The sequence below is a fragment of the Qipengyuania sp. genome (assembly GCF_965277845.1).
Taxonomy (GTDB): Bacteria; Pseudomonadota; Alphaproteobacteria; order Sphingomonadales; family Sphingomonadaceae; genus Qipengyuania.
In genome coordinates, this window is the sequence record NZ_OZ255844.1 from 1330420 (window position 1) to 1345108 (window position 14689).

At 64.8% G+C, this 14689-nt stretch carries 9 protein-coding genes and 1 tRNA gene; 4 read left to right on the forward strand and 6 right to left on the reverse strand.

What is annotated here, in order from left to right; all coding sequences use genetic code 11:
- Positions 1-54 precede the first annotated feature (54 nt).
- From putA to ACQY4G_RS06605, 5 genes are all read right to left on the reverse strand, one after another.
- Positions 55-3192 carry a bifunctional proline dehydrogenase/L-glutamate gamma-semialdehyde dehydrogenase PutA gene (gene putA, locus ACQY4G_RS06585; RefSeq protein WP_421989630.1) on the reverse strand — a complete coding sequence of 1046 codons (3138 nt, stop codon included), beginning with the start codon at positions 3190-3192 and terminating at the stop codon, positions 55-57.
- Positions 3193-3287: 95 nt separating this feature from the next.
- Entirely contained in the window at positions 3288-4775 is a 1488-nt protein-coding gene (glpD, locus tag ACQY4G_RS06590) for a glycerol-3-phosphate dehydrogenase (protein ID WP_421989632.1), read from the reverse strand.
- A complete protein-coding gene (gene mtnP, locus ACQY4G_RS06595; RefSeq protein ID WP_421989634.1) occupies positions 4772-5644 on the reverse strand; it encodes an S-methyl-5'-thioadenosine phosphorylase in 873 nt (290 codons plus the stop codon). The genes glpD and mtnP overlap by 4 nt, the downstream gene beginning before the upstream one ends.
- A gap of 72 nt (positions 5645-5716) precedes the next feature.
- On the reverse strand, positions 5717-6247 hold the full coding sequence (locus ACQY4G_RS06600; RefSeq protein WP_421989636.1) for a group I truncated hemoglobin: 531 nt from the start codon (positions 6245-6247) through the stop codon (positions 5717-5719).
- Between the two features lie 11 nt (positions 6248-6258).
- The gene (locus ACQY4G_RS06605; protein WP_421989638.1) at positions 6259-7182 is read right to left on the reverse strand and encodes a DUF3034 family protein; all 924 of its coding nucleotides are present in this window, start codon (positions 7180-7182) and stop codon (positions 6259-6261) included.
- Positions 7183-7270: 88 nt separating this feature from the next.
- On the opposite strand from ACQY4G_RS06605, the gene ACQY4G_RS06610 reads away from it, so the two are divergent.
- The 4 genes from ACQY4G_RS06610 to ACQY4G_RS06625 all read left to right on the forward strand — a co-directional run bounded on the left by ACQY4G_RS06610 (position 7271) and on the right by ACQY4G_RS06625 (position 14475).
- Positions 7271-7873, forward strand: a complete 603-nt coding sequence (locus tag ACQY4G_RS06610; RefSeq protein ID WP_421989640.1) for a methylamine utilization protein — start codon at positions 7271-7273, stop codon at positions 7871-7873.
- On the forward strand, positions 7870-10185 hold the full coding sequence (locus ACQY4G_RS06615) for a putative bifunctional diguanylate cyclase/phosphodiesterase (protein WP_421989642.1): 2316 nt from the start codon (positions 7870-7872) through the stop codon (positions 10183-10185). Before ACQY4G_RS06610 ends, ACQY4G_RS06615 begins: the two co-directional genes overlap by 4 nt.
- A gap of 105 nt (positions 10186-10290) precedes the next feature.
- Complete coding sequence (locus tag ACQY4G_RS06620) at positions 10291-13071, forward strand: phosphoenolpyruvate carboxylase (RefSeq protein ID WP_421989644.1); 2781 nt, start codon at positions 10291-10293, stop codon at positions 13069-13071.
- Between the two features lie 57 nt (positions 13072-13128).
- Positions 13129-14475, forward strand: a complete 1347-nt coding sequence (locus ACQY4G_RS06625; protein WP_421989646.1) for a patatin-like phospholipase family protein — start codon at positions 13129-13131, stop codon at positions 14473-14475.
- A 25-nt stretch (positions 14476-14500) separates the two neighbouring features.
- On the opposite strand, the gene ACQY4G_RS06630 is transcribed toward ACQY4G_RS06625, so the two are convergent.
- Positions 14501-14587, reverse strand: a tRNA-Leu gene (locus ACQY4G_RS06630).
- Between the last annotated feature and the right edge of the window lie 102 nt (positions 14588-14689).

Here is a 14689-nt window from a genome sequence, read left to right on the forward strand (position 1 = left end):
CAGCTTCCAAGCAGGAACGCATCGCGCCCGATCATGCGGAGCGACGATGCCGGTTCAACTTGCCAGCAGCGTCGCATTGCCCCCGGCGGCGGTCGTGTCGATGCACACTACCCGCTCGGTGGCGAAGCGCTGGACGTAATGCGGACCGCCCGCCTTGGGGCCGGTGCCCGAGAGGCCCTCGCCGCCGAAAGGCTGGCTTTCGACGACCGCGCCGATCTGGTTGCGGTTGACGTAGAAATTGCCGACCTTGGCGCGTGCCTCGACGAAGGCGCGGGTGTCGTCGTTGCGACTGTGCAGGCCCAGCGTGAGACCATATCCGGTCGCGTTGATATCGGCGATCACCTGCTCCAGATCCTCGGCGCGATACCGCACGACATGCAGGATCGGCCCGAAATTCTCGCGTTTCAGATCGAGGATAGAATCCATCTCGATAATGGTCGGCGCGACGAAGCAGCCCGCATTGGCACCGCGATGCAGGCGGCGGCGCCAGACGGGTCGCCCGCCCTTCTTGCGGCGCGCGACGTGCCGTTCGAGCGAGGACTTGGCATCGGGATCGATCACCGGGCCGACATCGGTCGATAGCTCTTCCGGATTGCCGATGGTCAGCGCTTCGAACCCGCCGCGGATCATGCGCAGCATTTCGTCGTAGACGTCGTCCTGAATGTAGAGCACGCGCAGCGCCGAGCAGCGCTGACCCGCGCTCTGGAAGGCCGATGCAACGACGTCGCGCGTAACCTGTTCGGGCAGGGCGGTGGAATCGACGATCATTGCGTTCTGGCCGCCGGTCTCGGCGATCAGCGTGGCGATGGGGCCGTCGCGCGAGGCGAGGCTGCGATTGATCGCCTGCGCGGTTTGCGTCGAGCCGGTGAAGGCAACGCCCGCGATGCGCGGATCGGAGGTGATGAATTCGCCGACATCGCCGGCGCCGGGGAGCAGTTGGAAAGCTTCCTCGGGAATGCCCGCCTCGTGACACAGCCGCACCGCCAGCGCGGCGATCAGCGGGGTCTGCTCGGCGGGCTTGGCGATCACCGTATTGCCTGCGGCCAGCGCGGCGGCTGGCGTGCCGATGAAGATCGCCAGCGGGAAGTTCCAGGGGCTGATGCAGGCGAAGACGCCGCGGCCATGCAGGCTCAGGCGGTTTTCCTCGCCGGTGGGGCCGGGCAGTGGCATGGGCTGCGTGAACAGGCGCCGCGCCTCATTGGCATAGAAGCGGAGGAAGTCGACCGCCTCGCGCAGTTCGAGCACCGCATCCATCAGCGTCTTGCCCGCTTCGCGCTGGCACAGGCTGAGGAATTCGTCGGTGTGCTCCTCGAACAGGTCGGCGGCCGCCTCGAGCAGCAAGGCGCGCTTTTCGCCGCCGAGCCGGTCCCAACCGGGCTGGATCGCCTCGGCGCGGGTGATCGCTTCCTCGACCTCGAAATCGAGCGTGTCGCGCCGCGTGCCGACTTCCGCGGTCAGATCGTGCGGCTTGTTGATCGGCGCACTTTCGCTTTCGGCCCCCGACATAAAGGTCGGTTCGGCTTCCCAGTGCCTTGATTCGAGCGCGGCGAGCCGCTCCTGCAGCGGTTCGAGCACGAGCGGGTCGGACAGATCGACCCCGGCCGAGTTGCGCCGATCGGGGAAGATGTCGGCGGGCAGCGGGATGGTGGGATTGCGATACGGCTCGAGCGCGGCCAGCTCGGCCACCGGGTCGGTCGCCAGATCGGCGGCGGGGACTTCGGCATCGGCCATGCGGTTGACGAAGGAACTGTTGGCTCCGTTCTCGAGCAGGCGGCGTACCAGATAGGCCAGCAGATCCTTATGCGTCCCGGTCGGCGCATAGATGCGCACATTGGTCCGGCTGTTACCCTCCATCTGGGCCAGCGCGCCGTAGATATCCTCGCCCATTCCATGCAGCCGCTGGAATTCGAGCGGCTTAGAGCCGGCGAGCGCCTTGATTGCACCAATCGTATAGGCGTTGTGGGTGGCGAAGGCGGGGTAGATCGCATCGTCCGCCGCGAGCATCTTCTCGGCACAGGCAAGGTAGCTGACATCGGTCGCCAGCTTGCGGGTGAAGACCGGGAAATCGGTAAAGCCGCCGACATGGCTGAGCTTGATCTCGGTATCCCAATAAGCGCCTTTGACCAGCCGGACGAAGAATTTGCGGTCGTGCTTGCGCGCCAGCCGCGCGGTCCACTCGACCAGCGGGACGCCGCGTTTCTGATAGGCCTGGATGGCGAGCCCGAAACCTTCCCAGCGGCTGCCGTCGGGCCGGGTGAACAACGCATCGTCGCGCGCCAGCGCCTCGATCAGGTCCATCGACAGTTCGAGCCGGTCGGCTTCCTCGGCATCGATGGTGAAGTGAATATTCGCATCGCGCGCTGCGGTGGCGAGATCGCGGACGATCGGCAGCAGGTCGGCCACTGCCAGGTCGGCATGGAGGAACGTGTATTTCGGATGCAGCGCGGAGAGCTTGACCGAAATGCCGGGCGAGGTCCGGACATCGCCGGTCGCCTCCTTGACCAGCCGCTCGATCGCCTTGTGGTAATTGACCCGGTAGCGTTCGGCATCGTCGAAGGTCATTGCCGCTTCGCCGAGCATGTCGAAGCTGTGCGTCAGACCGCGCGCGCGTTCCGGAGCGGCGCGCTTGAGAGATTCGCCAATCGTACGCCCGTAAACGAACTGCCCGCCGAGAATGCGCATGGCCTGCAGCGTCGCCTTGCGGATGACGGGTTCGCCCAGCCGGTTGACGGCGCTCTTGAGGGTGCGCCGCATGCCCTTCTGCGCTTCCTCGGGCCGTTCGAGCACTTCGCCCGTCAGCATCAGCGAAAACGTGGCGGCGTTAACGAAGGTCGAGGAGCTTTCGCCCATGTGCTCGGCCCAGTCGATATCGCCGATCTTGTCGCGGATCAGCGCATCCGCGGTTGCCGCATCGGGCACGCGCAACAGCGCCTCGGCAAGGCACATCAGCGCGACGCCCTCTTCGGTCGCGAGGCCGTATTGGTGGAGAAAGGCATCGATCCCGCTCGCCTTGCGCTTGCGCGCATCCTCGATCAGCCGAATTGCGGTTGCCGCTGCTTCCTGGTGCTTGGCGCTTGCCCCAGCTGCCTGCGCAAGCCGTTCGGCGACGCAGGCATTCTCTTCCGCGCGATAGGCTTCGCGGACGGCTTGGCGGGAAATTGCGGGTAGGGGGGCAGGATCGTGCAGGGCCATACGACTCCGGGGAAAAGAAAGGTGTCTCGGGTCACTTGGACCCGCGGTGTTTCCCTTTCAAGCTTTGTGAAACACGCTTGTTCCGTAGCGTTCTCTCAGGGTCGCTGCGTAAACCAGGTCTCGACAGCCTGCCGCGCTTCCGCAGGCAGGTGCAGGCCCAGCTTGCTGCGCCGCCACAGCACGTCCTCGGCCCTGCGCGCATATTCGTGCTCGACGAGATAGCGCAGCTCCGCCTCGTACAGCGTGCCGCCGAGATGCCGCCCGAGATCGTCGAGCGAGACGGCCATTCCGAGTACGAGATCCAGCCGCGTGCCATAGGCACGGGCGAGGCGCAGAAGCATTTCGGGCGGGACCCAGCTATAGCGCTCGCTTGCTCGCCAGAGAAAGGCGGCGAAATCGCCATCGGGCATGTCGCCGCCCGGAAGCGGCGCGCGAGCGGTCCATTTCTCGCCAGGCATATCGAGTACCTTGCCGAGCTTTGCCAGCGCATGTTCGGCGAGCTTGCGATAGGTGGTGATCTTGCCGCCATAGACCGACAGGATCGGGGCGCCTCCCTCGGCCTCGAGCTCGAAGACATAGTCGCGAGTCACAGTGGAATCGCTCGATGCATTGTCCTCGTAAAGCGGGCGCACGCCGGAATAGGTGGAAACTATCTCTTCGTTGGTAACCGCGCTGGTGAAATAGCGCGAGGCGGCCTCGCACAGATAGCGGGTCTCCTCTTCCGAAATCCGCACGGCATCGAGATCGCCTTCATAGAGCAGGTCAGTGGTGCCGATGAGCGTAAAGTCGCGTTCGTAGGGGATCGCGAAGACGATACGCCCATCGGGCTGCTGGAAGATATAGGCGTGCTCCCCGGGGAAGCGGCGCGAAACGATGATGTGACTGCCTTTGACGAGCCGCAGATGGGCCGGCGTTCCCTGGCCGAGCGCGGTCTTCGCCACGCGGTCGACGAAGGGTCCGGCGGCGTTGATCACCGCGCGCGCGGTGACTTGCCGTTCGCCATCGGTATTGCGCAAGGTCGCGGTCCAGCTCTCCGCAGAACGCTTCAGATCGGTGCATTCGGTGCCCACCAGCACTTTGGCTCCGCGTTCCTGCGCATCCATCGCCGTCAGCACCACCAGCCGCGCGTCTTCGACCCAGCAATCGGAATATTCGAACCCCGACTTGAGCCGTTCCTGCAAAACGCCGCGATGCGGCGCTACACGCAAGTCGACGCGCTTGCTGCGGGGCAGGCTCATCTTCCCGCCGATGCGGTCGTAAAGTGCAAGGCCGAGCCGCAGCATCCATTTGGGCCGCATGCTCGGCTCGTGCGGCATAACAAAGCGCAACGGCCAGATGATATGCGGCGCATTGCGCAGCAACACTTCGCGCTCGCGCAGGCTCTCGGCGACGAGGCGGAATTCGTATTGTTCGAGATAGCGCAGCCCGCCGTGGACCAGCTTGGTACTGGCCGAGGAGGTGTGCGAGGCGAGGTCGTCCTTCTCGACCAGCAGCACCTTCATCCCGCGCCCGGCGGCGTCGCGCGCGATCCCCGCGCCGTTGATTCCGCCGCCGATGACCAGGAGGTCGCAGGTCTCGCTCATCCGCCCTCGAACAATCGCCCGGCAACCGCATCTAGCTTGGCGAGGACGGTTCGGTCGTGCTTGTCGGGGGCGGTGATGACCGCATCGGCCAGCGCCCGGTCGATCGGCGAGGGGCTGCGCTTCTTCGGCAGGTCCTCGCAGAAGGCCTGGATCGCCTTGCGCGCCCGTTTCGAATTCTGCTGCATCCGTTCGATTACCTGCGCCACATCGACCGCCTCGCCGTTGGCCTGCCAGCTGTCGTAATCGGTGACCATGGCGAGCAGCGCGTAGGGCAGCTCCGCCTCGCGCGCCAGCCGGGCCTCGGGCATGCCGGTCATGCCGATCACCTCGGCGCCCCAGTGGCGGTAGAGGCGACTTTCGGCGCGGGTTGAGAATTGCGGACCTTCCATCGCGAGATAGGTCGCACCCTCGCTGCATTCTCCGCCGGCCTTGGCGACCGACTTTGCGGCATGTTTCGAGAGACGGTGGCACACCGGGTCGGCCATCGAGACATGCGCGACGAAACCGTCGCCGTAAAAGCTGGAAGGGCGGCCCTTCGTATTGTCGATGAACTGGTCGACCGTCACGAAGCGGCCGGGTGGCAGTTCCTCGGACAGCGAGCCAACCGCGCTGATTGCGAGGATGTCGGTGCATCCGGCTCGCTTGAGCGCATCGATATTGGCGCGCGAATTCAGCGTCGAGGGCGCAATCCGATGCCCGCGGCCGTGGCGCGGCAGGAAGCGCACGCGGACATGGCCGATCCTGCCGCACAGGATCTCGTCGGATGGTTCGCCCCAGGGCGATTGCACCGGGATCCACTGCGCATCCTCGAGTGCATCGATGGCATAGAGCCCCGACCCGCCGATGATGCCGATCGTCCAGTCGCTCATGAAGTTCCTTTGCCCAAAACGCTTGCCAGCACGGCCATGGGGTGGCGACTGGCGCGGCCGGTGTCCAGCGCTTTAGCGCTCGACGATATCGCGGCTCATCGGGGCGAGCTTGGCGAGAAAGCGGTTCTGCGCTGCGAAAGGCACATCTTCCTCGCGCATCGCCTGCTGGAGGTTCTCGACGATGGCGTTGAGGTCGGCCTTGCGGCTGCCCAGCCCTGCATGCGAGCTCCGCATGTCGCGCCCGGTGTAGTCGCAGCCGGCGTTGAGGATGTAGCAGAACTGCTCGAAAATCGTGCGGCGGAAGCGAACTTCATCTTGCCCGGCGAAAATCCCGGCGACGCGCGGGTCGGAAAAGCTGAGATCGGTGAAACGGTCCGCAATCCGGCGGATGCCCTCGCGCCCTCCGAAATGAGCGGCCATCGCCTCGCCGTCGAAGGGCGTCGCACCGGCATTGGCGTTGCCTTGTTCGTAGGGCTCGACCGGAATCTCACCCGTCTCGGGGTCGCGCGCGACTTCCTCGACACCGAATTCGGCATCCCAGTCGACGTCTTCGGCGGGGGCCTGCTGCATCAGCAGGAGCGGCAGAGTGGCGGTAAGCAACATGGTACGGGCTCCTAGAAAGCGACCTGCGCCTGCAGGAAGGCGCCGCGCTGGCCGGTAAAGGTCGCGATCGATCCGAGGTCGGCATAGGCGGCGGTAAGAGTGATATTGTCGGTCGGTGCGTAGGCGGCGAACAGGTCGAACCAGTCGTCTTCGCCGAGGCCGAGATTGTCGGGCTTGCTGCGGAATTCTCCGCCGATGACGAAGCGGCGCGAAAGCTGATACGCGACCGCGCCCTCGAACTGCAGCGAATAATCGTCATCCGCCACGCTGCCGAAGCCGAGCAGGCCGTTCTGGTTGGCCTTGGTCAGCCGCGCGGCGGCGTTCACCAAAAGGCTATGGCTGAGGAACAGCTTGGTCGCGCTGAGCGTGACATCGATCCCATCGTCGTCCGCAGCGCCGACGGCTGCGGCGACGGCGCCATCGAGGTTGCGCTTGTATTGCACGCCGAGCGAGACCTGCGGGACCAGCGGATCGCCATAGACGAGATCGCCCAGCAGGCGGACCTTGGCCCCGAACACATCCTGATTGAGCACATATCCCTGCCCGATACCGAGCGCCGCGCCGACATCCTGCGTGTCGAAATTCTGCCGGGCGTAGCTGAGTTCGACCCGGTCGGCGATGCCGAGAGCAACGCCATGCGACTGGTAGAAATAGTCCGGCAGCAGGATGGCGGTGACATGCGCCTGAACGCCGATGCCGCGGGACTCCTGTCTGCCTGCGATCGTCGCCCAGTTGGAAATGCCGCCCCCGCTTGCACCATCGATGGCGCTGACCGCATTGGTGAGGAGCAGCTTGGCATTGTAATCGGCGAACCCGTCCGCGCGCGCAGGCTCCTCGGCCGTGGAAGTCGTGTCCTGCGCGGCAAGCGGGGCGGGAATGAGGGCCAGAGCCAGCGTCGCAACCGCGGGGGCAGGCGGCCATATGGTCTTTATCATGGCGCGCCGGATCGCAGCATTTCATGGAAAACGCGTTAACCCTCTGCGGAGAATTCTTAACTCCCGGTCGTTTACCGGCAGTCTCATCGTGATTCGCTTTCTTACCCTGCTCGCCGCGCTGGCGGCCTTGCCCGCATCCATCGCATGGGCCGCATCGACTGGCGCGGTGACGGTGCAAATCGTGGACGAGCGCGGCGTGCCTGTGCGCAATGCCGTGGTCGAACTCGAGACTTCGGGCTGGCGCGGGGGCCGTATCACCTTTCCCTGGCGCATGGCGATGGCGCAAAGAAACGAGCAATTCGTTCCCAGCACGCTGGTGATCGCGCGAGGGAGCACGGTGGCTTTTCCCAATCTCGATAAGGTCCGCCACTCGGTCTACAGCTTTTCGAAGCCGGCTCGCTTCCAGATCGATCTCTACGGCCGCGACCAGACACGATCGCATACCTTCCCCGTCAGCGGTTCGGTTACGCTCGGCTGCAATATCCATGACGATATGAGCGGGTATATCCGCGTGGTCGATACGCCTTTCGCCGCCAAGACCGACGCCAATGGCTATGTCACGCTGACCGGCGTGCCGTCGGGGGCTGCGACCCTCACCGTATCGCATCCACGCCTGCGCGCGCCCGGAGGGGAGATGTCGAAGAGCATTTCGGCACGCGGTGCGCAAAAGATCGCGGTCCGCCTGCGGTGAAGAGCGCCTTCCCATCGTTCCCGGTGCCGACCTTTCGCTCGCTCAAGATCCGGATCGCCGTGCTCTACGCCGCGCTGTTCGCGGCGGTGGCTGCGGTCCTCATGGTGCTGGTCAATTCGGGTATCGAACGGTTCGGCGAAGCCAGCGCAAGCCGGGATCTCGCCGCCAACGCCCGGGTGTTCGACGAGATCATCGAGCTGCGAGCGAGGCAGATGCGCGCATCTGCCGATGTGCTTGCGCGCGACTTCGGCTTTCGCGAGGCGGTTGCGACGGGCGATGCGCCGACCATCGCCAGCGCGTTGCGATCGCTGCGCGACCGCTCGCAGGCGAGCGCAGCCTTCGTGGTCGGGCTCGACGGATCGCTGATCGACGATGGCCAAACGGCTACGCCACCGCTCGAGGCGATCTGGTACAATCTCGACGACGGAATCGAGAAGGGCACCTTACGCCTCGGCGGCGTGCTGGCGTTGGCGGCGGCATCGCCGATCGAAGCGCCGGAGCTGATGGGCTGGCTGGTTCTGGCAGCGCCCTTCGATGAAAGGGAAATGGCGCGCCTGGCGGAACTCGCCGCGGTCGAAACCGAAGCTGCCGTGCTCGGCGAGGCCAGTCTCACTCCGCTCCTCGCCGATGCGGGGCTGGGCGAAATCTTCGAGGCGGACGATCCGGCGCGCAACCTGTATCATGTGAGCGCATTGCCGAGCCTGCAGGACGGCATCGAACCGCGTCTCGTTCTGCGCCATTCGATGGCGGGGGCGCTCGCGGAATATGCGAGGCTCAAATACGTGCTGGCCGGCGTTGCGTTGGCGGGCCTCGCGCTCATGGTGGGACTTGGCTGGCGTATCGCACGCGGCATCACCGGACCATTGTCGACGCTCGACGAAGCGATGTGCCGCTTCGGGAAGGGCGAGGAGACTGTGGTCCGCGTCGAGACCGAGGACGAGGTCGGGCGGCTTGCCTCCAGCTTCAATTCGATGTTTGCGGCAATCGCGGAACGGGAGCGCCAGATCGTCCATGTCGGCCTGCATGACGAACTGACCGACCTGCCCAATCGGAAGCTGTTCGCCGAACAACTCGATCAGGCTCTGGCAAGGCGTGACGATCACGAGCGCGTGCTGGTCGCCTATTGCGACCTCGACGATTTCAAGCTGGTCAACGATACGCTTGGCCATCCGGCCGGCGATACCCTGCTGCGTAAGGTCGCCGAAGGCTTGACCGCCGATCTCGGCAAGGCGCTGATCGCGCGGCTGGGGGGCGACGAATTCGCAGTGCTCGTGGTGGTCGATGACGATCAGGCCAGTCTGCTGCCTATCGCCCGTCGCATACAGGAAAGTTTCGACCGGCAGGTCGATCTCGATGGCTACACCGCCTTGTGTTCGGCCAGCGTTGGTATCGCCGTGGCCCCGGGCGATGGCGAGAACGGGACCGATCTGCTCAAGCATGCCGACCTGGCCCTTTATCGCGCCAAGCGCGAGGGCAAGTCGTCCTTCCACTTCTTCGAGCCGATGCTCGATCAGGAAGCCCGCCGGCGGCGCGAACTCGAACTTGAACTGCGCCTGGCGATCAAGAACGGCGAATTCGAACTCTATTTCCAGCCGCTCTACAGTCTGGCCCAGGAGAAGCTTCAGGGCTTCGAGGCCCTGATCCGCTGGAACCACCCGACGCGAGGCCTCGTCAACCCGGCCGAATTCATCCCTCTTGCCGAGGAAACCGGGCTAATCCTCCAGATCGGCGAATGGGTCGTGCGCGAAGGCTGCTGCGCGGCGCTCGCCTGGCCCGAAGCCCTGTCGATCGCCATCAATATCTCACCTAGGCAGTTCGCCGCGCCGGGACTGGCAACTACCATCATGCAGGCCCTCGCCGATTCCGGCCTGCAGCCGGAGCGGCTCGAGCTGGAAATCACCGAAAGCGTTTTCATCGCCGACATCAAAAAGACGCTCGGCACGCTCCACGAGCTGCGCGACCTGGGCGTGCGTATTGCGCTGGACGATTTCGGCACGGGCTATTCTTCGCTCAGCTACCTGCGCAGCTTCCCCTTCGACAAGGTGAAGATCGACCAGACCTTCGTGCGCGACCTGAACGACAAGGGCAACAACGCCCATGCCGTCATCCGTGCGATCACCACCCTGGCTTCGGCGCTGGGGATGGATACGCTGGCCGAGGGTGTCGAAAACCTGGAGCAACGCGAAATCCTGCGCCGCGAAGGGTGCGAATTCATCCAGGGCTATCTGCTCAGTCGTCCGGTTCCGGCTCACGAACTGGCCCTGCTGATCGGCACGGAGGAGATGGAAGGCCTCGCCGGCGTGGTGGTTTGAAACGGCGACCGCATGCGTATTCATGTGCTCCTCGCGGGGCCGCGCCTTGACAGTTGCCGCGGTATGGCGCGGAACTCATCGCTTCCCCCAGGATAGAGAAGAGCGATGGCCGAGACGAATATCGAACCGACACTGGCGAGCCTGAGCGAGCGCCTGAGGGTACTGCACCGCCAGACGCGGGAAACTCCGCTGTTCAATCCCGTGTTCCAGCTCTCGCTCGATATCTCGCGCAAACTCGAAAGCGGCCAGCTGGGAATTGCGGCGCTGGCCGGGCTGGTGGACGAGCTCGAGGCGCAATCGCTCGATGCGCGGGCCACGAGATTGCGTACCCTGCTCGCGCCGCGCAAGGCGGAGGAAAGGCTGCCGGCGCTGGCCGAGGCGGGCGATGACTTCGAGCGGTTCCGCACCCAATGGGAACACCCGCACATGCATGCGGTCTTTACCGCCCACCCTACTTTCCTGCTGTCGCCACAGCAGAGCGAGGCGGTGGCGGGAGCGGTCGCCGAGGGCGGCGAGGCCGAGACGGACGGGGAAAGGCAAAAGCCAGACATCACGCTGCGTTACGAGCATGACCGCGCCATGGCGGCGCTCGCCAATGCCCAGGAGGCACGCGATCGCATCGTGAGCGCCGTGCTGCGCGAAGCGCAAAAGGCCTACCCCGATCGCTGGACCGAATTGCAGCCGCTGCCGTTCCGTTTCGCCAGCTGGGTCGGCTACGACATGGATGGGCGTACCGATATCAAATGGTACACTTCGATCGCGTTCCGGCTTGCCGAGAAAGCGGAACGGCTGGGTCGTTACGCGGCATCGCTGGAAGCGATCGATTCCTCGCATGCGCTGGTCGCGACCTTGCGGGCGGCGCAGGACCGTGCGCAGCGCAGCGCGGAGGAATTCGCCGGAGACCTGTCCGACCCGAAGGACCTGTCGCAAGCGGCCAACCGCTTGACCGCAGATCACTCCGACAAGCTGCTCTCGCTCGCTCCGCTGATCGACCGTCTCGAAAGCGAGGCCGCCGAAAGCGACAGCGATCGGGCGATTGCGCTACGCACGCTGGTCGCAGCCATGCGTGCGGACGGGCTGGGCATGGGCTGGATCCATTTCCGCGTGAACGCCAAGCAATTGCACAACGCCATCCGCACGCGGCTCGGCGATGCGGCGGATATCGATCTATCCAGTCGCGGCGCGATCGCCGCGCTGCGCGAGCTTCTCGCGAATGTCGCGCCGCAGAGCGCGAATTTTGCCAGCCTCGCGGTCGAGAGCTCGACCGCCGTGCGTCAGTTCCTCGCGATGGCGCAGATACTCAAACACATCGATTCCGATGCGCCGATCCGCATGCTGGTGGCGGAATGCGAACAGCCCTCCACCGTTCTTGCCGCGCTCTATTTCGCGAAGCTCTTCGGGATCGCCGACAAGGTCGACGTGTCGCCCCTGTTCGAAACCGAAACCGCGCTCGAACATGGCGGGCGGTTCCTCGACCTGTTGCTCGCCGAACCGGACTACCAGGCCTATGCCAGGGAGCGCGGACGCGTGGCGATCCAGACGGGTTTCTCGGACGCGGGTCGCTTCGTCGGCCAGATCCCGGCGAGCCTTGCCATCGAGCGCCTTCAGGGCCGGCTGGCCGAGGCGATGAGCGCCAACGGCCTTACCGATGTCGCGGCGCTGATCTTCGACACGCATGGCGAGGGCATGGGCCGCGGCGCGCATCCGTCGAACTTCGAGGATCGGATCGAGTGGGCGCTCAGTCCCTGGGCCCAGCGACGTTTTGCCCGTGCCAGCATCATGCTGGAGCCCGAGGCGAGCTTCCAGGGCGGCGACGGCTACCTTCTTTTCGCGACGCCGCAGATCGCGCTCGCGACGCTGACGCAGATCGTGACCTACAGTCCGGCGCATACCGATGCCGATGTTCCCACCGATCCCTTCTATCGGCGGACCGACCTCAGCCTCGATTTCTACCGCGCGATCAAGGATCACCAGCGCGAGCATCTCGAGAGCCGCACCTACAGCCGTGCGATCACCGCCTTCGGCCTCGGCCTGCTAAACGAAACGGGCAGCCGCAAGTCTCGCCGCCAGAGCGACATCAATGCCGATCGCGAGATGAGCCTGCGGCAGATCCGCGCGATCCCGCACAATGCGATTCTCCAGCAGCTCGGATATCCGGTCAACATCATCGCCGGGGTGGGCAGCGCGGCGGAAAGCAATATCGAAGAGATCGGCGCGCTGCTTTCCGAAAGCCCGCGCGGGCGGCAGATCATGCGGCTGGTTCGCGCCTCCAATGCGCTTGCCAGCATCAAGACCGTCGCCGCCTTCGGCGAGCTGTTCAATTCGGCCTATTGGGCAAGCCGCCCCTATCGCGGCACCGAACCGCACCTGGCGCAAGCCTGCGAAGCGCTGGCCGAATATCTTATCAAGGACGACCGCAACGGCGTGTTCCGCCGTCTTGCCTCGCGCTTGCGGGTCGATGCCTTGAAGCTCCACCGATTGTTCGACCTGGTGCCCGACGACGAACCGCATCCCGAGCGCGAAAGCGTCCGCCGGGCGATCGGCGTGCTGCAAGCGGTGCGGCTTGCCTTGCTCCAGCACATGTTCCTCAAGGTGGTTTCGGTGCCCGCCTTCAGCCGCGCCAACGACATCAGCCGCACCGACGTGCTCGAGATGGTCTTTACGCTTCGGGTCGACGAAGCACTGGCCCAATTGCGCCGCGCCTTCCCGACGAGTTTCCCGCGCAAGGGCGATTTTGCTCTCGACGAGGCCGGTGAATATCCGGTTGGTGCGGGCGAAGGCTATGCCGCGATCCGCGAGAACTACATCGACCCGATCGAGCAAGCCTATACGTTGTGTCTGCGTATCTCGACTGCCATCGCCAATGAGTTCGGCGCACACGGCTGATTGAATTTCCCGCGATTCCAGCGCAGTATCCCCCGGGATCATTCGGGGGGTGCGATCATGGAAAATTTCCTGCTCGGTGTGGGCGCCACGTTGTTGGCGCTGGGCGTGTTAGGCTATGTCGGCTTCAGGCTGTTCCGTCGCGGGCCGCTGACCTTCGCCATCGACGGTTTCTACACGCATGTCGTCGACGGGGATGTCGGCCCGTTCATCCGCGATGTGCAGGCCGATGTGCCCGATGCCGAGATATGCCGCCTGGACGATCGCATGTCGTGCTCCATTCGCGATGCGGTGCAGTGCCATAATCAGGCCAGCCGACCCGACTGCAACGTTCTGCTGCTCTCGGGCGGTGGTCAGTGGGGCGCCTATGGCGCAGGCCTGTTCGATACGCTCAGCCGCAACAGCGGCAACGATCTCGCGCTGCCCGATGTCGGAGTGATCACCGGCATCTCGACTGGTTCGCTCCAGGCGCTGATGCTGATGGTGGCGCTCGATCCCAAGCAGACACCCGATATGCGCCGCTTGGCGCTCAAACGACTGGTATGGGGCTATTCGCCCGAACGCGAGAGCGATGTCGTAAGGCACACCAAGATGATCGGTGTCCCGATCTTCGGATCTGCCGCAGGCACCGCGCCCCTGCGCAAACGGATCGTGGAAGCGCTGATGCCCGATGGCGACGAGAGCCTCGTCACGGCGATCGGCCAGTCGAGCATCGAAGGCTTCGCCGGCTTCGTCGAAGCCGAGCGCGGTGTCTTCCGCTATGCCGATATCAAGGAGCTGGTGAATGCCGCGCCCAATGCCGCGGCAGCGGCGCAGGCTCTGGCCGCGGCGACCATGGCGTCTTCCGCCATGCCCGTGTTCCACCAGCAGCTGCGCGTCGCCGGTAGCGACGGGAAACCGCTCGCGCTCTACGATGGCGGGGTCCGGCGCTCGGTCTTTTTCGACCGCGCGATGGCGGCGGTCGACCAGGAAGTGCGCGCGCAGATGAAGGGCCACGCGGTGGCAAAGGTGGCGGGCGGTGCATCGCAGGAAGCAATCGCCCAGGACTACGAGGCCACGGCGCCGACCGTTTACGTCGTGCGCAACGGCCCGACCGCGCGCAAAGATCAGATTTCGCTCAACTCGACGTCCGGCCCGCTCAAGAACGGGCAGCGCGGCTACGACCTGCTTGTCAATGAGAGCGAGATCGGCGCAATCGCCGGTCTAAGGCTCAACAATCCCTATGGCCGTATCATGCTGACCAGCGCGGATCGCTACGACACTTTCTGCAGCGAAGTGGGCGAGAATTTCAAGAAAGACGAAATGTTCAAACCCGCCTTCATGGCCCGCCTGCGCGACCTCGGCCGCCACAAGGCCGAACGCGCCGAGGGGCCATGGTGGCCGCTGAGCACGATAAAACCGGTTTGACAAATGTCATACGACTGGGACTGTTTGGTGCGGTCGAGAAGACTCGAACTTCCACGGCCTTGCGGCCACAACGACCTCAACGTTGCGCGTCTACCAGTTCCGCCACGACCGCACACAGTCAGCATCGAGAGCGAATCCGCATTCGGAGGCTCCCGTCGGTAGGAGCGCGCCACTAGCAGCGAGGCTGCGGCCCCGCAAGCATCTTTATCGCAGG

Bases quoted from the DNA above. Each gene is read 5' to 3' on its own strand.
- ACQY4G_RS06605 (WP_421989638.1), bottom strand. From the start codon at position 7,182: ATGATAAAGACCATATGGCCGCCTGCCCCCGCGGTTGCGACGCTGGCT.
- glpD (WP_421989632.1), bottom strand. From the start codon at position 4,775: ATGAGCGAGACCTGCGACCTCCTGGTCATCGGCGGCGGAATCAACGGC.
- putA (WP_421989630.1), bottom strand. From the start codon at position 3,192: ATGGCCCTGCACGATCCTGCCCCCCTACCCGCAATTTCCCGCCAAGCC.
- mtnP (WP_421989634.1), bottom strand. From the start codon at position 5,644: ATGAGCGACTGGACGATCGGCATCATCGGCGGGTCGGGGCTCTATGCC.
- ACQY4G_RS06600 (WP_421989636.1), bottom strand. From the start codon at position 6,247: ATGTTGCTTACCGCCACTCTGCCGCTCCTGCTGATGCAGCAGGCCCCC.
- ACQY4G_RS06620 (WP_421989644.1), top strand. From the start codon at position 10,291: ATGGCCGAGACGAATATCGAACCGACACTGGCGAGCCTGAGCGAGCGC.
- ACQY4G_RS06625 (WP_421989646.1), top strand. From the start codon at position 13,129: ATGGAAAATTTCCTGCTCGGTGTGGGCGCCACGTTGTTGGCGCTGGGC.